Origin of the sequence: Streptomyces sp. NPDC018031 (genome assembly GCF_044327625.1) — a bacterium.
GTDB lineage: Bacteria > Actinomycetota > Actinomycetes > Streptomycetales > Streptomycetaceae > Streptomyces.
Genome location: NZ_JBIRFT010000009.1, coordinates 121635 through 138833 on the forward strand (window position 1 = coordinate 121635; position 17199 = coordinate 138833).

The following is a 17199-nucleotide window of genomic DNA, read 5'->3' on the forward strand; positions in this document are numbered from 1 at the left end:
CGGGCCCGCCCCGGACCGCTGCCCGCTCGGTGCCCTCCGCTACTCTCGGCCCCCGGGAACGGCGCGCCCGCGCCGCGGAGTCGGGGAGAGGCCATGCCGGACGGGGAGAACGGGAGCCGGGGCGACCGGACCGCTGTCGCGCGGTACTTCCCGGACCGAGGGGGCGTGGAGCTACCGGAGTCGATCTTCCGGTTCCAGGCGTTCCTCGACGCGCTGGGCCCCGTCGAACAGCGGGCCCTGGCGGATCTGTCGGTGAGCCCGATGGGCATCATGGACCTGCTCACCGATGACGCACCGGCCCCGCGCGACGGCATCGACATCCGGGTCCACGGCCGCTACTACCGCGACCCGCCCGAATTCCTGACGTTCATGCACGCCGGCTCCGACGGCCTGCACCACGGACTGTGGTTCGACGACGGCCGCACCTGCGCCGGGGTCGCCTCGTACCACACCCACGACGGCGGCACCATCGACCGTTCCGCGCGGACCCCGCTGGAGGCGCTCCGCCGGCACCTCGAACGGTGCGGGCGCGACCTGGACGACGACGATCCCGGGGACGAGGAGGTGGCCCGGCGGCGCGCGGACCACGGGCGGCTGCGCACGGTCCTGGCCCGCTTCGAGACCGGCGACCGGCCCGAGACCGGGCTCGCCTACCTCCGGGCGTACCCGTCGTCCCGGGCCCCGGTGGACCACGGCCGGGTCACCACGCTGGACGGCGCCGGGGCGCTGGTGCCGGGCCGCACCGCGCTGGACCGCCCGCCGCACAACGGGGCGGACGAGTACGCCTTCGCCGAGTACCTGTACGCCCTCTTCGAGGACCCGGTGGCGGTGCGGCGCAGTGTGGCGGAGGCCCGCCGCCGGTGCGCGGCCGGTGATCCGGCCGAGGCCCTGGTGCTCGGCCGCGACCTGCACTGGGCGTCCGGCGGCGACCCGGTGCTGGAGGAGTCCGCCGCGGAACTCCTGGGGAGCGCCTACCGGGCGCTGGGCCGTGACGCGCTCGCGGCCACGGCGGCGGCCCACCACCGGCACCGGGACCTGCCGCACGTGGACGTCCTGGCCCGGTAGCCGGGGCCGGGCGCCGCGCCGGGCCCGGCCCGGCGCCCTCGGACGGTCCGGGGCCCTCCGGCGGTTCGGTGCCCTCCAGCGGCCCGGCGCCCTCGGACGGCCCGGTGCTCTCCGGCGGTCCGGCGCCCGGGACCCCGTGCCGACGTCCGGTGGCGCGGTGCGGCCACGTCCTTCACCCGGACGCGCGGAAGGACAGTTCGTCCGCTCCCAGCGGGGCGAAGAAACGGGCGACGTCCTCCTCGGAGACCTCGGCCGGCGCGGCCGGAGACCAGCGCGGCCGGCGGTCCTTGTCGACCACCTGAGCGCGGATGCCTTCCACCAGGTCCGGGGCGGACAGCGCCGCACAGGAGACGCGGTACTCCTGCTCCAGCACCTGCTCCAGCGACCCGAGCGCCCGGGCGCGGCGCAGCGCGGCGAGCGTCACCTTGACCGAGGTCGGGGACTTGGCCAGGACGGACTCCGCGGCCTCCTTGGCCGCCGGTTCACCGCAGTCGAGCAGCCGCGCGACGATCTCCTCGACCGTGTCCGCCGCGTAGGCGTGGTCGATCCACCCGCGCTGCCCGGCGAGTTCACCCGCCGGGGCCTCCCCGGCGTACCGGGCGAGCACCTCGTGCGGCGGGTCGACGGCCAGTGCGGCGGTCAGTTCCGGCAGCCGCGCGGCCGGCACGTAGTGGTCGGCGAGCCCGCACAGCACCGCGTCCGCCGCGCCCACCGCGCCGGCGGTGAGCGCCAGGTGGGTGCCGAGTTCGCCCGGCGCCCGGGAGAGCAGGTACGTGCCGCCCACGTCGGGCACGAATCCGATGCCGGTCTCGGGCATGGCGATCCGGGAGCGCTCGGTGGCGATCCGCACGCCGCCGTGCGCCGAGATCCCCACCCCGCCGCCCATCACGATGCCGTCCATCACCGCGACGTACGGCTTGGGGTAGCGGGCGATCCGCGCGTTGAGCCGGTACTCGTCCCGCCAGAACTCCGCGGAGGCCCGCCCGCCACCGGCCCGGACGTCGTCGTGGATGGCCCGGATGTCGCCCCCGGCGCACAGGCCGCGCTCCCCGGCCCCGGTGACCACCACCGTGGCGACCCGGTCGTCCCGCTCCCAGGCGTCCAGCGCCCGGCCCATGGCGAGCACCATGCCGTGGGTGAGGGCGTTGAGGGCACGCGGACGGTTCAGGGTGAGGTGGCCGGCGCGCCCCTCGATGCGCACGAGTACGGATCGGTCTTCGCTCACCGGGCGGCTCCGGTCGGTTCCTGGGCCACGATGTCACGCATGATCTCGTCGGTTCCTTCCCTGTCCGGTGGCGGACTGTGCGGGCCCAGCTTGCCGTAGCCGCCGCCCGGGGCGGACGGCGGCCTCCCCGCCCGGGGCCGGGCGGGGGCGGGTACCGGGGCCGAGCCCGCCGGCGTCACCCGGTGGGCAGCCGGGTGGGCGCGGGCTCCCCCGCCGCGGACTCCGCGACGGGGGAGGCGGCACGGGGCTGGCGCCGGGACACCGCGACCCCGGCCAGGCACAGGGCGCCGCCGGCCAGCGCGAGGGGTTCGGGGACCTCGTCCAGCAGCGCCCAGGACATCAGCACCACCAGCGCCGGCACCACGTAGGTGGTGGCGCCCATCCGGCCCGCGGTGGTGCGCGCCAGCGCGAACGCCCAGGTGGTGAAGGCCAGGGCGGTGGGGAAGAGGCCGAGGTAGACCATGTTGAGCGTCGCCGCGGCCGGGGCGTGCGCGGCCTCGTCGATCAGCACCCCGCTGAACGGCAGGCACGCCACCGTCCCGACCAGGCAGCCGAAGGTCGTCACCTGGAGCGCGCCGGCGTGCCGCAGGGCCGGTTTCTGGGCCACCACGCCGCCCGCGTACGAGACGGCGGCGAGCAGGCAGAGCAGCACCCCGAGCCCCGAGGCGTCGCCGGACCCGGACATCGACAGGCCCACCACCACGGCCCCGGCGAAGGACACCGCCATGCCGGCGAGCAGCGGGCGCGGCAGCCCCTCGCCGAGGAGCCGGCCGCCGAGCAGCGCGATCAGCAGCGGGCCGATGTTGACGACCATCGCCGCCGTGCCCGCGTCGACCTCCTGCTCGCCCCAGTTGAGCACCACCATGTAGAGGCCGAACCACAGCAGTCCGGAGCAGACGATGCCGGGCCAGGCGGCCCGGGGCGGCAATCCGGTGCGGCGGATCACGCTGATCGCCGCCAGGGCCAGGGTTCCGGTGAGCAGCCGGCCGAGGGCGAGCGCCCCTGGTGAGTAGGCGGATCCGGCGCTGCGGATCGAGACGAAGGCCGAGGCCCAGAGCAGCACGGTGACGGCGGCCGCGGCGAGCGCGGGCCAGGCCTGGGAGCGGCCGGTGATCGGCGGGGTTGTCATGAACCAGACGTTAGGTCGTCAACGGTTCGGCGCTCAACGAACTATTGCCACCGGCCTCCCGGGACCTCGCCTCCGGTCTCCCGGGACCTCGCCTCCGGCCTCCCGGGACCTCGCCTCCGGTCTCCCGGGACCTCGCCCCCGGCCCGCGCGGGCCGGCGGCCATCGCCCGGCACCGCCGACCGTGCCGACGGGGGTCGACCCGTCGCCCGCGGGGTACCCGCCAGAACCGGTGACTCCGTGCCGCGGGTGCCGGGGCTGGTTCGGAAGGAGGCGGCCATGTGGGAGCAGACGCCCTCCCAGGCCGAGGGAGAACGGGACGAGGACGAGCAGGACGCGACGACACCGCACCGGCGGCTGCCCGCGGACGAGAAGCATCCGGACGTGCCCCGCACCACGCCGTCGCAGGCCGAGGGCGAGCGCGGCGACGAGGAGTGAACGACGGGCGGCGCGGCTCGCCGCCGGTCGTTCCTCGCGTCCCCGCCACCGATGCGTGGCGGGTGCTTGATGTGCCCGCCGCCGCGCGATCTCTCGCGTCTCCGGCCCAGCCCCTCGCGGGGTCCGGCCGCTCCGCCGATGGGGGGACAGGGCGGCCCTGCGGGGTGTGCGGTGCACGCCGTGGCGGGGGCCGGGCGGTTAGCGTCCGTCGCACGGCGAGCGTGCCGAGCGGACGCGGGGCGTGCCGGCCGGGACACGGGAGAGGAGGCCGGTAGGGGCGTGGCTGCGGCGGACACGACCGGAGGCGGGGTGCCGTGCGGTGCCGCGCACCCGACGGCCGGTGGCGGGACGGGGCCGGCCGGGCCGTACCGGCGCAGATGGCGCGCCGTCCCCGTGGCGGCGGCCGCCGCGGCCCTGGTCCTGGGCTGCGGCACCGGCTGCGCGAGCCTGGCCGAACGGCGCTCCGGCGCCCGGGCGGCCGCCGTGGACTTCGAGCGGGCGCTGCGGGCCGGCGACGGCACCGCGCTGTGCGCGGCGCTGGCTCCGCGCACCCGGGAGGAGGTGGCCCCGCCGATGGGGGCGGGCTGCCCCGAGACGGTCCTGACGGAGGACCTGCCGCCCGCGGACCGGGTGCGCCGGGTGGATGTGTACGGTCGCCAGGCCCGCGTCGTGCTGACCGGCGACACCCTGTTCCTCGCGCGCTTCTCCTCGGCGTGGAAGGTGGTCGCGGCCGGCTGCACCCGGTCCTCGGACCAGCCCTACCGATGCACCGTGCGGGGCGGGTGAGGCCGGGATGCGGATCATGTTCACGTTGTGCCTGCTGATCATCGTCACCGGGCTGGCGTACAGCGTCGTGCTGGGGGTGACCCACCGGTGAACCTGCCGCGCTTCGTCCGGGACAACGGCCTCGGTCTCGTCTTCGGCACCGCCTTCCTCTGCGCCCTGGCGGGGCAGGCCGTCGCCGGACGGGCCGAGTTCAACGAGGAACTCACCACCGAGGGGTTCCAGCCGGTCGGCTTCGGCGCCTACCTCACCTCGTCCGACTTCGCCGTGGACACCATGGAGAACTGGCAGTCGGAGTACCTGCAGTTCTTCCTCTACCTCTACCTCACGGTGTGGCTGGTGCAGCGCGGCTCGCCCGAGTCCAAGGAACCGGGCAGGGAAGGCCACGAGAGCGACGAGGAGCAGCGGGTGGGCCGCCACGCCACCGCCGACTCGCCGCGCTGGGCCGGCGCCGGAGGGTTCCGGCAGAACCTCTACGCCACCTCGCTCGGCCTGGTGATGGGCGCCGTCTTCGTGCTGTCCTGGCTGGCCCAGTCCATCAGCGGGGCAGCGGCGTACAACGAACGGCAGCTGCGCCGGCTGGAGCCGCCGGTGAGCTGGGGCGACTACCTGGGTTCGGCCGACTTCTGGAGCCGTACGCTGCAGAACTGGCAGTCGGAGTTCCTGGCCATCGCGTCGATGGCGGTGCTCTCGATCTACCTGCGCCAGCGAGGCTCGCCGGAGTCCAAGCCGGTGGGCGCCGCACACACCGCCACCGGCGTCGAGGGGTGAGGCGGCCGCAGGGTGACGCCGTCGAGGGGTGAGCCGCGGCCGCCCGCCGCCCGGCCCCGGGGGCGGCCGGAGCCGGGTCGGCGGGCGGGGTCCGGTCAGCGGCCGAGGGCGTTCTTCAACTGCTCCTTGTTCATCTGCGAACGCCCCTCGATGTTGCGCTTCTTCGCCTCCGCGTAGAGCTGGTCCCGGGTCGGCCCCTGCGCCCCCGAACCGGACCGCAGGCCGCCGCGGCGCGAGGACGACATGTCCTCGGTGGAGGTCCGGCTCGCGCTGCGGGACTCCCCGGACCGGGCCCGCTCCTTGTTCACCGTCCGGGCGGCGATCTCCTTGGCGCGCCGCTCGCTCTCACCGCGCTGCTCGGCGCTCTCCTTGATGTGCTCGTACTGGCGCTCACGCTTGGGACTCGATCCCCTGGGCACAGCTGACACCTCCCGGTCTTCGGCCCCGCCCCGGCCCGCGTCCACGGAACCGGGGCAGGGACACATGGTGACGAACACCTTCCTGTCTACCCAGAACATGCCTATCCACGTACAACCTCCATCCAACCGCAGGATCGCTGGTTCCGCCGGGGGACCGGACCGGGCGGCTCCGCCGGAGCCGCCCCTGCCGGAGCACCCGTCCGAAGCCCGGCGTCGGGCGGCAGCCGGCCGGGCGCGGCGGGGCCAGGTTTCCCGGCGCGGCGCACGGGAACCCGCCGCAGCATGGTGCAGATCGGGTACACGATGATGACCGAGCAGGCCGGGCCGCGTGAGCTCGTGGACCACGTCGTGCGGGCCGAGGAAGCCGGGTTCGACTTCTCGGTCACCTCCGACCACTACTCGCCCTGGCTGGCCTCCCAGGGGCACGCCCCGCACGCCTGGAGCGTGCTGGGCGCCGCCGCGCAGGCCACCACACGTATCCCGCTGATGTCCTACGTCACCTGCCCCACCACCCGCTACCACCCCGCGGTGGTCGCCCAGCAGGCGGCGACCGTGCAACTGCTCTCCGAGGGCCGGTTCCGGCTCGGCCTCGGCTCCGGGGAGAACCTCAACGAACACGTGGTCGGCGGCGGCTGGCCCGGCGTCGCCGAACGGCACGAGAAGCTCGCCGAGGCCGTGGAGATCATCCGCGCGCTCTTCGACGGCGGCACCGTGGAGTACCACGGCACGCACTTCGACGTCGAGGCCGCCAAGCTCTGGGACCTGCCCGACCGGCCCCCGCCGATCGGGGTCGCCGTCTCCGGCGACAAGTCCTGCGCCCTGGCCGGCCGGCTGGCCGACCTGGTGATCGCGGTCGAGCCCCGGGCCGAGCTGCTCGACTCCTTCGACCGCCACGGCGGCGCCGGCAAGCCCCGGGTGGGCCAGCTGCCGATCTGCTTCGACCGGGACCGGGACGCCGCGGTGCGGCGCGCCCACGACCAGTTCCGCTGGTTCGGGGGCGGTTGGAAGGTCAACTCCGAACTGCCCGGCACCGCCGCCTTCGCCGACGCGACGCAGTTCGTCCGCCCCGAGGACGTCGCCGGGTCGATCCCGTGCGGTGACGACGTCCCGGCCTTCGTCGAGGCGGTGCGGCCGTACGCGGAGGCGGGCTTCACGGAGATCGCCCTCGTCCAGATCGGCGGCGACACCCAGCTGACGTTCCTGGAGTGGGCCGCCGACAAGCTGCTGCCCGCGCTGCGCGAACTCTGACCGGCGGACGAACGCACCCGAAGGCGAAGGGAGCCGGCATGACCAGCCTGAGGCCACCGGTGGAGGACGGGGCGCTGCGCGTCGCCGTCGTCGGGGCCACCGGCAACGTCGGCACCGGACTGCTCCGGGCACTGGCCGACGACCCGCTGATCGGGTCCGTGACGGGCATCGCCCGGCGGATCCCCCGGGACCCGATGCCGAAGACCGAGTGGGCCGCGGCCGACATCTCCGACGAACGGTCCGACCTGGTGGGCCTGTTCGCCGGGGCCGACGCGGTGGTGCATCTGGCGTGGCTGTTCCAGCCCGCCAGGGACCCGGCCGTCACCTGGCGCACCAACGTCCTGGGCAGCATCAGGGTGTTCGACGCGGTGGCGACCGCCGGGGTGCCGGTACTGGTGCACGCCTCGTCGGTGGGCGCCTACTCACCCGGGCCCAAGGACCGGGCGGTGGACGAGAGCTGGCCGACGCACGGCTGGCCGGAGGCCGCCTACCCGCGCGAGAAGGCGTACGTGGAGCGGGTGCTGGACGCGTTCGAACCGCGGCACCCCGGGATACGGGTGGTGCGGCTGCGGCCGGGCTTCATCTTCCAGCGGGAGGCGGCCGCCGAGCAGCACCGGCTGTTCGCCGGCCCGCTGGTCCCCGGCCGGCTGGTCCGCCCGGGCCTGGTCCCGGTGGTGCCGGACCTGCCCGGGCTGCGGTTCCAGGTGCTGCACGCCGACGACGCCGCGCAGGCCTACCGGCTCGCGGTGCACCGGCCGGTCCGCGGGGCGTTCAACATCGCCGCCGACCCGGTCGTCGACCCCCGGCTGCTGGCCGAGACGCTCCAGGCGCGCGCGGTGCGGCTGCCCGACGCGGCGGCCACCGCCGCGCTCAGGGCCCTGTGGCAACTGCATGCCGTGCCGGTACCCCCGGGGCTGTTCCGTACCGTGCTGCGCCTGCCGGTCATGGACACCGGCCGCGCGGCACGCGAACTGGGCTGGCAGCCCCGGTCCAGCGCGCGGGAAGCGATCGGCGCGTTCCTGAGCGGCCTGCGCGACGCGGCGGCCGGCCCCACGCCGCCGCTGGCGGCCTCAGCGCGCTGACCACATCCCACGCCGGGCCCGCGCGGCGGCGCGGGTCCGGCGTGCACCCACCACGCCTCGGAGTTCCCCACACCGCGCCCGCGCCGCGGCGCCGTCCGAACCCGCCCCTCGCCCCGGACCGCCGGCCTGCCACCCGCCCCCGCCCGCTCCGTCTCGCCGCCCCGGACCGCCCCGCCGTCCTGCCACCCGGACCGCCCCCGCCGCCCCGCCGCCCGCCGGGGGCGGCAGGCCCACCACGTCCTGTGGTCCCGGTCCACGACGACGGCCGGCCACCGGCCGCCACACGACCCCGGCGGTGGCCCAAGTGTTGCGAAGCGGCAAACAAATCGCATCCGGGAGGTTGCCGTGCAGTGGAGCCGTGGCACCATGGCGCGGCCGGGCGAGGCGAGCGATGGAGGCCGTCATGAGCGACGAGCACCTACCGGAGCAACTGCGGCGGCTCGGACTGGCCGAACCCGAGGCCCGCGCCTACGCCGCGATGCTCGGCACCGGGCCCACCGGCATCGCCGAACTGGCCGGACGGCTCGGGCTGTCCAGCGGCGAGGCGTCGCGCACCGTCGCTCGTCTGGTCGCCCTGGGGCTGGCCGCGGAGAGCGGCCCCGACCGCTCGGCGGTCACCGTCGTGGAGCCCACCGTCGGCCTGGAACAGCTCGCCCACGCCCGCTCGGCGGAGCTCCGGCAGGCGCACGTCGCGGCGCTCAACGCCTACCGCGGCTACCGCCGCTCGGTGCACCCGCAGGCCACCGAGGACCTGGTCGAGGTGGTCACCGGACCGCAGATCATCGAGCGCATCTGGCACTTCGAGCGGAGCGCCGAGTCCGGTGTGCTGCGCTTCGACTCCCCGCCCTACCACACCCACGGCGGACCGAACCCGGTCGAGGCGCGCAACCTCGCCCGCGGGGTGGAGTACCGGGTGGTGTACTCCAAGTCCGCGGTACAGGACTGCGCCTACTACAGCTGCAACATCAAGCCGTGCATAGCGGCCGGCGAACAGGCCCGGGTGCTGCCCACCGTCCCGGTCAAGCTCACCATCTTCGACCGCCGCCTGGCCATCGTCTCCATGTCCTTCGTCGAGGCCGAGGTCAACGACTCCCTGCTCCTGGTCCGCCCCTCCAGCCTGCTGTCGGCGCTCACCGGCCTCTTCGAGATCTGCTGGAACACCGCCCTCCCGCTGCACGTCGGCGACCGGGCGCCCTCCCCGCTGCGGCCGGTGCAGCGCCGCCTGCTGGAACTCCTCGGCAGCGGACTCACCGACGAGACCATCGCCGAACTGCTCGGCGTGAGCCGGCGGACGCTCTCCCGCAACCTGGAGCAGCTGAACCACCTCGCCGGCACCACCACCCGCTTCCAGCTGGCGCTGCACGCCTCCCGGAAGGGCTGGATCTGACCCGCCGGAGACCCCGCGTCCCGCCCCGGCGGACCGGGCGTCAGCGGTCGACCGTGCCGTCGCAGCCGTCCGGCAGCCGCAGCCGCCCCGAGTAACCCGGCGCCACGGTCACCTCCCGGTCGGCCAGCACCACCCGGATCGGTTCCGGGTCGGAGGCCGGGACGGTGATCCCCACCTCCCCGGAGCGCATGTGCACCCCCACCCCCCAGTCGGCGCGGTACCGCAGTGAGAACCCGTACTCCGACAGCTCCGGCAGCGGCACCGGGTCCAGCCAGAGCGCGTCCCGGCGTGTCTCCAGCCCGGTCAGACCGCGTTGCACCAGGTCCAGCGTGCCCGCCATGGCGCCCAGATGGATGCCCTCGGCGGTGGTGCCGCCCTGCACGTCGGCCACGTCGCCGACCAGCGCCTCCTGGCAGTACTGCCACGCCTCGGTGCGCCGCACCCGGGCCAGCACCCAGCCGTGCACGAGCCCGCTCAGCGTCGAGCCGTGGCTGGTGCGGCGCAGGTAGTACTCCACCGTGGCCTGCCACACCTCGTCGTCCAGCCGGTAGCCCAGCCGCCCGAACAGACCGGCGAGTTCGGCGGGTGAGAAGAGGTAGCCCAGCATCAGGGCGTCCGCCTGCTTGGACGCCTGGTAGCGGTTGACGGTGTCCCCTTCCGCCTCCAGGATGCGGTCCAGCCGCCGGATGTCGCCGTACCGGTTCCGGTACGCCCCCCAGTCCAGCTCCGCCAGGTCGCCGTAGCCCTCGAACTGGCTGATCACACCGTGGTGGAACGGCACCCGCAGCCGCCGGGACACCTCGTTCCACCGGTCCAGTTCGTCCTCCTCCAGCGCGATCCGCTCGAAGAGCTCCCGGCGGCGCGGCCGGGGGAGGTCCCGGGCCAGCCCCAGCGCCCGGGTCAGCACCCAGGCCGCGGTGACGTTGGTGTACGTGTTGTCGTCCAGCCCCGGCGCGTCGGAGTCCGGATACGCCTCGTGGTACTCGTCGGGCCCCATCACACCGCGGATCCGGTAGCGCTCCCGGTCCGGGTCCCAGACGGCCGCGTCCGCCCAGAAACGGGCGATCTGCAGCAGCATCTCGGCGCCCTTGGTGTGCAGGAAGTCGGTGTCCCCGCTGGCCTGGCAGTACTGCCAGACGTTGTAGGCCACGGCCGAGCCCACGTGCTGCTGCAACCGCGAGTGGTCGGGCACCCAGCGTCCGGAGCGCGGATTGAGATGCAGGGTCTGGGTCTCCTCCCGGCCGTCGCTGCCGCTCTGCCACGGGTAACGGGCCCCGGCCCGCCCGGCGTCCGCCGCGGCCCGGCACGCCTGCGGCAGCCGCCGGTGCCGGTAGGTGAGCAGTGCCCGGGACACCTCGGGGAAGTGCAGGTTCAGGAACGGCAGGACGAACAGCTCGTCCCAGAAGACGTGACCCCGGTACGCCTCACCGTGCAGACCGCGTGCCGGGACCCCCACGTCGAGCTCGGCGGTGTGCGGCGAGAGGCTCTGCAGCACGTGGAAGAGGTGCAGCCGCAGGATCCGGCCCGCCTCGCCCGGCACGTCCAGCTCCGTCCGCCGCCACAGGTGCTCCCACGCGGTGCGGTGGGTGGCGAGCACCTGGGCGAACGCCGGGGCGCGCACCACCCGGTCCACCGCGGCCCGCTGCGGATCGCTGATCGCGGCGTCCCGCGAGGTGTGCAGGGCCACGGTCTTCTCCACGGCCACCGGCGCCCGCGGGCCGACCGGCAGGGTCAGGTGCCAGGCGGCGGTCCGCTCACCGGGCGCGGCCCGGGAGGAGACCGCCGCGCCGGGGGTGTGCGCGGTGCGGGCGGCCAGCGCGATCCGGATGTCGGACTGGGTGGTGCGGCCGGACAGCCACACCACCCCGGGGTCCTCCGCCCCGGTGTGCACCTGGTCGAGGTGGTGGCCGTCCAGCTCCCGGTACCGGGCCACCCCGTCGTTGGTGACCCGCCCGTCCAGCTCGGAGACCACGTCGAGCGTCCCCGACCAGTTCTCCGCCGAGAAGACGGTGCGCAGCGCGGCCAGGTGGGGATCTCCCATGTGGACCAGCCGGCACTGCTCCACATGGAGCCGGCGTCCGTCGGCGTCCTCGTACCGCGTCCGCCGGGTCAGCGTGCCGTGGCGCAGGTCGAGCAGCTGGCGGTGGGCGCGCAGCCGTGGATCGTCGGGGGAGAGCCACGGGCCCACCGGGGCGTCCGCGGGGCGGATCCGGTACCGCAGCGGCAGCCAGTCGGGGAGGTTGACCAGGTCCTCGTTCTCCACCTGGCGGCCCGCGACGACCGAGACCTTGCGGTTGTAGCACCCCGCGGCGTACGTCCCCGGATAGTGGACGCCGTCCGCCGGGCACTCGGCGGCGGCACCACGGGTGGCGAAGTATCCGTTGCCGAGCGTGCACAGGGACTCGCGGAGCCGCTCGGTGCCGGGGTCGTAGCCCTCGTACAACCACGTCCAGTCCCGCATCGGCTCACCCCTCGCTCCCCTCGGCGCCGCGGCCCGGCGGCGGTGCGGCCACTCCACCAGTGTGGGCCGAACGGCGGACCGGCGCCGATCGGCCGCCGGCCCCGCGCGGACCCGGCACCGGCCGGCATGTCCGGCATCTCCGGTGTGTCCCGGGGGGCTGCCCCAGGAGACACCGACCGGGTGGCCGGATGTCCGCGGCGCGCCCCGGCTCCTAACGTCTCCTTCCGGACACCGAGACTTCGGCACCCGACCCCGAGGAGCACCATGCGCACCGCATCCACGGTCGCGGCCGGCCTGGGCCTGACCGCGTTACTCGCGGCCGGCCTGCCGGCCGCGGCCCAGCCGCACCGGCCGTCGCCGCCGCCCGCCCACGGGCAGCAGCGGCTCGACTGGGGGCCCTGCCCGGCCGACCAGGCCGAGCTGCGCCGGGCGGGCGCGGAGTGCGCGAAGGTGACCGTGCCGCTGGACCACGCCGCCCCGGACGGCCCGGCCATCCGGATCGCGATCTCCCGCATCAAGGCGCGGCCCGGAGTGCGCCGGGAAGGCGTTCTGCTGACCAACCCGGGCGGGCCCGGCGGCACCGGGCTGGCCACCACCCTCGCGCTGCGCCCCGCCCTGAAGGACGTAGCGGACCGCTACGACCTCATCGGCTTCGATCCCCGGTTCCTCGGCCACTCCACCCCGATCGGCTGCGGCCCGGCCGCGCCGCCGGCCCCGCCGGGCACCTCGACCTCGCCCCGGCGGGACTTCGAGGACTCGGTGCGGTCCGCGCGCGAGACCGCACGGCGCTGTGCGGAGCACGGCGACAACGCGCGGCTGCTGCCGCACGCGTCGACCCGCAACGTGGCCCGGGACATGGACGTGATCCGGGCCGCCCTCGGCGAACGCCGGCTCTCCTACTACGGCGTCTCCTACGGGGCCGACCTGGGCGCGGTGTACACCCAGCTGTTCCCCCGCCGGGCCGGACGCGTCGTCATCGACTCCGGCACCGACCCGGCGGCCACCCAGTACGAGCTGTTCCAGCGCACCGGGGAGCCGCTGGAGGAGGCCCTGGACGAGTGGGCCGCGGAGATCGCCCGGGAGCCGGAGACCCACCGGCTGGGCAGCACCGGCGCCGAGGTCCGGGCCCAGGTCCGGCGGATCCTGGACCGGGCCGAGCACAGCCCGGTCGACGTCGGCGGGCAGCGGCTGACCGCCCCCCTGCTCCGGCTGCTGCTGCGCCAGCTGATCCAGCACCGGGAGCAGGACCCGGCGCTGGCCCGGATGGTCCGCGACCTGGCCGACGCGGCGGCGGGCCGGCCGGTCGAGCCGGGCCCCGAACTCGCCGCGCTGCTGGAACTGCTCTCCTCGCCCGACCTGGGGGACAGCATGCTGGGCGGCGCGCTGTTCATGTGCGGTGACGGCGGCTGGCCGGCCGGCGGCTGGCCCGAGGACCCCGCCACCTACTGGCGGAACATGGAACGCAGCCGCGCGACCCAGCCGGTGTTCGGGCCGTTCGCCAACGGGATGACCGCGCCCTGCGCGTTCTGGGGGACCGAGCCCCGGGAACCGGGCACCGCCATCGGCAACGACGTCCCGGTGCTGATGCTCCACGCCCGCCGGGACAACAACGTCCCCTACGAAGGGGCGCTGGCCCTGCACCGCAGGCTCACCGGCTCACGTCTGGTGACCGCGGACATCCGGTCGCACGGCGTGTACGGGCGCGGCGTCGACGGCCTGCGGCCGGTGCCCTGCGCCGACCGGGCCGTCAACGACTACCTGCGGGACGGCACCCTGCCCGCCGGCGACCTCAGCTGCCCCACCGCCGGCCCGCCCCGGTGAACCGGCCGGTGGCCCGGGGCCATGGGCCCCGGCCACCGGGGTAGCAGAGCGCGGCCGGGTGGGTGAGCCTTGAGGGAGGACCGCCGTCCCGGACCAGGGAAACCGACGAGAGGACGTCAGCGATGTCGGACGGAACAGGCGGCCCGGGACCGGCCGGGGCCTCCCGGCAGGGCGGTGCCGGCGGCCGGGAAGCCGATCGGCTGGAGCGCGGCCGCGGCCGGCACGAGACCGCGGAGGAGCGGGCCGACCGGCGCTGGGCGGATCTGCTCCAGGAGCTCCGGGTGGCGCAGACCGGGGTCCAGATCCTCTTCGGGTTCCTGCTCACCGTCGTCTTCCAGCCGCGCTTCACCGACCTGTCCGACACCGATCGCGACATCTACGTGGCCACCGTCATGCTCGGGGCGGCGACCACCGGCGCGCTGATCGGCCCGGTCTGCTTCCACCGCCTGCTCACCGGGCAGCGGCTCAAACCCCAGACGGTGGTCTGGGCCTCCCGGCTCACCATGGCCGGGCTGGTGCTGCTGCTGTGCACCATGGCAGCGGCGCTGCTGCTCATCCTGCGCCTCGCGGTACACGACACCACCGCGGTCTGGCTGGTGGCGGTCATGGTCGTGTGGTTCGTGGTGTGCTGGTTCGTCCTCCCGGTCTGGGCCAGGCACAAGACCCTCGGCGGCCGCGGCGACCGGTGACCTCAGCCGACCGTGCCACCGGTGGGCTCCGTGCGCAGCACCCGGACGGTGCGCAGGGCCGGGTCGGCGGAGTCCGGCAGGTGCATGCCCGCCGCCACCCCCGAGCGCAGGTACCGGAGCACCGGCTCGGTCAGCCGTTCGCCGGGCAGCACGGCGGGGATGCCCGGGGGATAGGGGGTCACCGTCTCCGCGGCGACCCGGCCGGCCGCCTCGGCCACCGGCACCTCCTCCACCGGCCCGAAGTAGGCGTCCCGGGGGAGGTGGCTCTGTTCCATCCGCAGCTCGGCGGGGGCGGGAACGGCCACCTCCGGGGCGGCGGGAAGGTCACCGGCGTGGTCGGCGAAGTCCTCCAGGGCGCTGACCAGGGCGCCCGCGGTCGCGGTGTCGTCGGCGTGGGTGAGCTGGGCGTTGATCCGGCGGTGGTCGGCCAGGTGCACGGCGATGTGCCGGTGCTCCCGCAGCCAGTCGGCCGCCAGATAGCCCGTCGTGCCCAGGCCGCTGACGTCGACGACCAGCGGCAGCGGGTCGAAGTCGTGCGCCAGCCGGTCGCCGACGAAGTCCTCCCGGTCGTTGACGTGCAGGCCGTCGATGCCCTCGACGGCGGTGCGGGTCTTCGCGGCCAGCTCCAGCGCGTGGCTCAGCAGCTCGTGGCCGTGCTGGACCATCTGCCGGCGCCAGCCGTCCATCCCCGCGTAGACCAGCACCGACGGGCTGGTGGTCCCGAACAGGTCGGCGCGGGACCGCAGGACGACCGGGTCGACCAGGTCCCCGCCCAGATGGAAGACCGAGCCCTGCTCCAGGCCGCTGCCCATCTTGTGGATGCTGGTGACGCAGACGTCGGCGCCCGCGTCCATCGCCCAGGTGGGCAGTTCGGGATGGAAGGGCAGATGGGCGCCCCACGCCTCGTCCACGATCAGCGGCCGGGACCGCCGGTGGCACACCTCCGCGATGCCCCGCAGATCCGCGCAGCCGCCGTACGGGGTGGGGCTGACCACCAGCGCGCCGCGCGCGTCCGGATGCTCCTCGAAGGCGGCTTCGAAAGCGGCCGGGGACGGCGGATGGGCCAGGCCCCGTTCCGGGTCCCACTGCGGGTCCACCCACACCGGCCGCACCCCGGACAGGATCAGCCCGGCCACCACCGACTTGTGCGCGTCCCGGCCGAGCAACAGCTTCTCGTGCGGGCCCGCCACCGCCAGCATCGCGGCCTTGACGGACAGGGAGCTGCCGCAGGTGGTGAAGAAGGTGTGGGAGGCGTGCACGGCGTCGGCCATGAGCGCCTCCGCGCGTTCCAGCACCCGGCCGCGGGTGCACCGGTCGTCCAGTGCCCCCGAGGCCAGCAGGTCGCTCCGGAAGACCGAGTCGCCGAGCACCCGGCGCACCGCCGGATCGGCGCCTCGGCCCTGCTTGTGACCGGGCGGGGCGAACGACAGCGCGCCCGACTGGCGGAAGCGGGACAGCGCGTCCAGAACCGGAGCCTGTGTGTGATCGTGACTCATGCCCTACGGCTTCCCGGGACATCTCGGTGGCAATCGCCCGGACTCGCGGGCCGTCCCGGCGGGCGCGGACCGCCCCGGCACGTCCTGCCGGGCCGTCCCGCGGGCCCGGCCCGCCCGGCGGTTCCGACCGGGTACGGGCCCCCGGTACGTCCGGTACATCCGGGACGTCCGGGTCCGGATGGCCCGGCACGTCCGGTGGGGCCGGCGCGGTCACGGCCGCGGTCCGGGCCGGCCGCCGGTCCGGACCCCGGCGCGGTCACGGCCGCGGTCCGGGCCGGCCGCCGGTCCGCGGCGCGGGGGAGCGCCGCGGGTCACCCGCCGGCGCCGGCGGCCGCGGTGACCTCGCCGGCGAGGTCCCGGTCGAGGGCGACCCGTACCAGCGCGGCCGCCAGCACCGCCGGGTCCCGCCCCGCGGCCAGCCGCGCGAGCGCCCCGGCGCTGCCGGGCAGGCCGATCCGCTCCGCTCCCTGGACCGCCTTCCGGTCGATGTACGGTGCCACGTCGGGCCAGACGCCCTGCACCTCGCGGAGGAAGATGTCCGCCCCGGTCGGGCCCAGGCCGGGTACCTCCTGGAGGAGCCCGCTCAGCGCCCCGGCACCCTCCCCGGGGCCTTTCCCGGCCGCCTCCCGCAGCCGGCGCAGATCGCCCCGGTAGGTGTCGAGCAGGAACCGGGCGCCGTCGCCGAGCTGGGTCGCGGTGCGCTCGTCGTAGCGGCGGTAGTGCCCCCGGCCGAGCGCGTCCACCCGCCGCTGCCAGTCGGCGTCGGCCATCCGCCGGGGACTGCGCAGCCCGTCGTCGAACAGGGCGCGGGCGGCGTCCACCGCGGTGGACGCGCGGATGCGCGCGCTGAGCAGCAGCGCCAGCACCAGGAGTTGGTACAGCGGCTGCGGGGTGTCCCTGACGCGGATGCCCGCGTCGGCGGCGTACGTCCGGCCGCACCGGTCGAGCAGGGCGTCGACCGTCCGCCGCCGGCGGCCGGAATCCGTGGAGCGTGTGTCACTGGCCATGCCCTACGCACTCCCGGGCGGGACGGTCCGGCAAACCACCGGGACAGCGGGTTTCCCGGCCCGGCGCCGGTGCCGGGCGGCCGGATCCGCGGCGGACCACGGAGTGGACGGGGCCGGTGGCTGTGCGAAGCAGTTTGCGATCGTGTATGCGCCCGCGCGCGACTTCTCGGAGGGTGCATGC

Annotated in this window: 15 protein-coding genes; 9 read left to right on the plus strand and 6 right to left on the minus strand. The window is 75.5% G+C overall.

Annotated features, from left to right (window positions below; genetic code table 11):
• Nucleotides 1-93: 93 nt before the first annotated feature.
• Complete coding sequence (locus ACH4B3_RS21315) at nucleotides 94-1065, plus strand: ADP-ribosylation family protein (protein WP_398464842.1); 972 nt, start codon at nucleotides 94-96, stop codon at nucleotides 1063-1065.
• Between the two features lie 172 nt (nucleotides 1066-1237).
• Here ACH4B3_RS21315 and ACH4B3_RS21320 read toward each other — a convergent pair whose 3' ends face one another.
• Together ACH4B3_RS21320 and ACH4B3_RS21325 are read right to left on the minus strand one after the other, a co-directional pair.
• A complete protein-coding gene (locus tag ACH4B3_RS21320) occupies nucleotides 1238-2290 on the minus strand; it encodes an enoyl-CoA hydratase/isomerase family protein (protein ID WP_398464844.1) in 1053 nt (350 codons plus the stop codon).
• Nucleotides 2291-2465: 175 nt separating this feature from the next.
• A complete protein-coding gene (locus tag ACH4B3_RS21325) occupies nucleotides 2466-3419 on the minus strand; it encodes a DMT family transporter (RefSeq protein WP_398464846.1) in 954 nt (317 codons plus the stop codon).
• A gap of 276 nt (nucleotides 3420-3695) precedes the next feature.
• Between ACH4B3_RS21325 and ACH4B3_RS21330 the strand changes: the two genes are divergently transcribed.
• The 3 genes from ACH4B3_RS21330 to ACH4B3_RS21340 all read left to right on the plus strand — a co-directional run bounded on the left by ACH4B3_RS21330 (nucleotide 3696) and on the right by ACH4B3_RS21340 (nucleotide 5408).
• Nucleotides 3696-3854: a hypothetical protein gene (locus ACH4B3_RS21330; RefSeq protein WP_398464848.1), complete on the plus strand. Its 159-nt coding sequence runs from the start codon at nucleotides 3696-3698 to the stop codon at nucleotides 3852-3854.
• A gap of 393 nt (nucleotides 3855-4247) precedes the next feature.
• Complete coding sequence (locus ACH4B3_RS21335) at nucleotides 4248-4640, plus strand: hypothetical protein (RefSeq protein WP_398464850.1); 393 nt, start codon at nucleotides 4248-4250, stop codon at nucleotides 4638-4640.
• 93 nt (nucleotides 4641-4733) lie between these two features.
• Complete coding sequence (locus ACH4B3_RS21340; protein WP_398465027.1) at nucleotides 4734-5408, plus strand: DUF6766 family protein; 675 nt, start codon at nucleotides 4734-4736, stop codon at nucleotides 5406-5408.
• A gap of 95 nt (nucleotides 5409-5503) precedes the next feature.
• On the opposite strand, the gene ACH4B3_RS21345 is transcribed toward ACH4B3_RS21340, so the two are convergent.
• On the minus strand, nucleotides 5504-5827 hold the full coding sequence (locus tag ACH4B3_RS21345) for a plasmid stabilization protein (protein ID WP_398464852.1): 324 nt from the start codon (nucleotides 5825-5827) through the stop codon (nucleotides 5504-5506).
• Nucleotides 5828-6109: 282 nt separating this feature from the next.
• Here ACH4B3_RS21345 and ACH4B3_RS21350 point away from each other — a divergent pair, with 282 nt between their 5' ends.
• The 3 genes from ACH4B3_RS21350 (at nucleotide 6110) to ACH4B3_RS21360 (ending at nucleotide 9544) form a co-directional block, all read left to right on the plus strand.
• Nucleotides 6110-7075, plus strand: a complete 966-nt coding sequence (locus ACH4B3_RS21350) for an LLM class F420-dependent oxidoreductase (protein WP_398464854.1) — start codon at nucleotides 6110-6112, stop codon at nucleotides 7073-7075.
• A gap of 38 nt (nucleotides 7076-7113) precedes the next feature.
• Nucleotides 7114-8157 carry an NAD-dependent epimerase/dehydratase family protein gene (locus tag ACH4B3_RS21355; protein ID WP_398464855.1) on the plus strand — a complete coding sequence of 348 codons (1044 nt, stop codon included), beginning with the start codon at nucleotides 7114-7116 and terminating at the stop codon, nucleotides 8155-8157.
• 403 nt (nucleotides 8158-8560) lie between these two features.
• Complete coding sequence (locus ACH4B3_RS21360; protein ID WP_398464857.1) at nucleotides 8561-9544, plus strand: helix-turn-helix domain-containing protein; 984 nt, start codon at nucleotides 8561-8563, stop codon at nucleotides 9542-9544.
• Between the two features lie 40 nt (nucleotides 9545-9584).
• Here the strand turns inward: ACH4B3_RS21360 and ACH4B3_RS21365 are convergent, their stop codons facing one another.
• On the minus strand, nucleotides 9585-12005 hold the full coding sequence (locus tag ACH4B3_RS21365) for a glycoside hydrolase family 65 protein (RefSeq protein ID WP_398464859.1): 2421 nt from the start codon (nucleotides 12003-12005) through the stop codon (nucleotides 9585-9587).
• A 264-nt stretch (nucleotides 12006-12269) separates the two neighbouring features.
• Here ACH4B3_RS21365 and ACH4B3_RS21370 point away from each other — a divergent pair, with 264 nt between their 5' ends.
• Both ACH4B3_RS21370 and ACH4B3_RS21375 read left to right on the plus strand, forming a co-directional pair.
• A complete protein-coding gene (locus tag ACH4B3_RS21370) occupies nucleotides 12270-13826 on the plus strand; it encodes an alpha/beta hydrolase (protein ID WP_398464861.1) in 1557 nt (518 codons plus the stop codon).
• Between the two features lie 122 nt (nucleotides 13827-13948).
• Nucleotides 13949-14515, plus strand: a complete 567-nt coding sequence (locus ACH4B3_RS21375) for a DUF6328 family protein (protein WP_398464863.1) — start codon at nucleotides 13949-13951, stop codon at nucleotides 14513-14515.
• A 2-nt stretch (nucleotides 14516-14517) separates the two neighbouring features.
• Here ACH4B3_RS21375 and ACH4B3_RS21380 read toward each other — a convergent pair whose 3' ends face one another.
• The gene (locus tag ACH4B3_RS21380; protein ID WP_398464865.1) at nucleotides 14518-16011 is read right to left on the minus strand and encodes an aminotransferase class I/II-fold pyridoxal phosphate-dependent enzyme; all 1494 of its coding nucleotides are present in this window, start codon (nucleotides 16009-16011) and stop codon (nucleotides 14518-14520) included.
• 311 nt (nucleotides 16012-16322) lie between these two features.
• Nucleotides 16323-17018: an endonuclease gene (locus tag ACH4B3_RS21385; RefSeq protein ID WP_398464867.1), complete on the minus strand. Its 696-nt coding sequence runs from the start codon at nucleotides 17016-17018 to the stop codon at nucleotides 16323-16325.
• Between the last annotated feature and the right edge of the window lie 181 nt (nucleotides 17019-17199).

What these genes read in the sequence shown, in the direction of transcription:
- ACH4B3_RS21365 (WP_398464859.1), bottom strand. Translation starts at nt 12,005, where the DNA reads ATGCGGGACTGGACGTGGTTGTACGAGGGCTACGACCCCGGCACCGAG.
- ACH4B3_RS21355 (WP_398464855.1), top strand. Translation starts at nt 7,114, where the DNA reads ATGACCAGCCTGAGGCCACCGGTGGAGGACGGGGCGCTGCGCGTCGCC.
- ACH4B3_RS21375 (WP_398464863.1), top strand. Translation starts at nt 13,949, where the DNA reads ATGTCGGACGGAACAGGCGGCCCGGGACCGGCCGGGGCCTCCCGGCAG.
- ACH4B3_RS21370 (WP_398464861.1), top strand. Translation starts at nt 12,270, where the DNA reads ATGCGCACCGCATCCACGGTCGCGGCCGGCCTGGGCCTGACCGCGTTA.
- ACH4B3_RS21315 (WP_398464842.1), top strand. Translation starts at nt 94, where the DNA reads ATGCCGGACGGGGAGAACGGGAGCCGGGGCGACCGGACCGCTGTCGCG.
- ACH4B3_RS21360 (WP_398464857.1), top strand. Translation starts at nt 8,561, where the DNA reads ATGAGCGACGAGCACCTACCGGAGCAACTGCGGCGGCTCGGACTGGCC.
- ACH4B3_RS21385 (WP_398464867.1), bottom strand. Translation starts at nt 17,018, where the DNA reads ATGGCCAGTGACACACGCTCCACGGATTCCGGCCGCCGGCGGCGGACG.
- ACH4B3_RS21325 (WP_398464846.1), bottom strand. Translation starts at nt 3,419, where the DNA reads ATGACAACCCCGCCGATCACCGGCCGCTCCCAGGCCTGGCCCGCGCTC.
- ACH4B3_RS21350 (WP_398464854.1), top strand. Translation starts at nt 6,110, where the DNA reads ATGGTGCAGATCGGGTACACGATGATGACCGAGCAGGCCGGGCCGCGT.
- ACH4B3_RS21330 (WP_398464848.1), top strand. Translation starts at nt 3,696, where the DNA reads ATGTGGGAGCAGACGCCCTCCCAGGCCGAGGGAGAACGGGACGAGGAC.
- ACH4B3_RS21380 (WP_398464865.1), bottom strand. Translation starts at nt 16,011, where the DNA reads ATGAGTCACGATCACACACAGGCTCCGGTTCTGGACGCGCTGTCCCGC.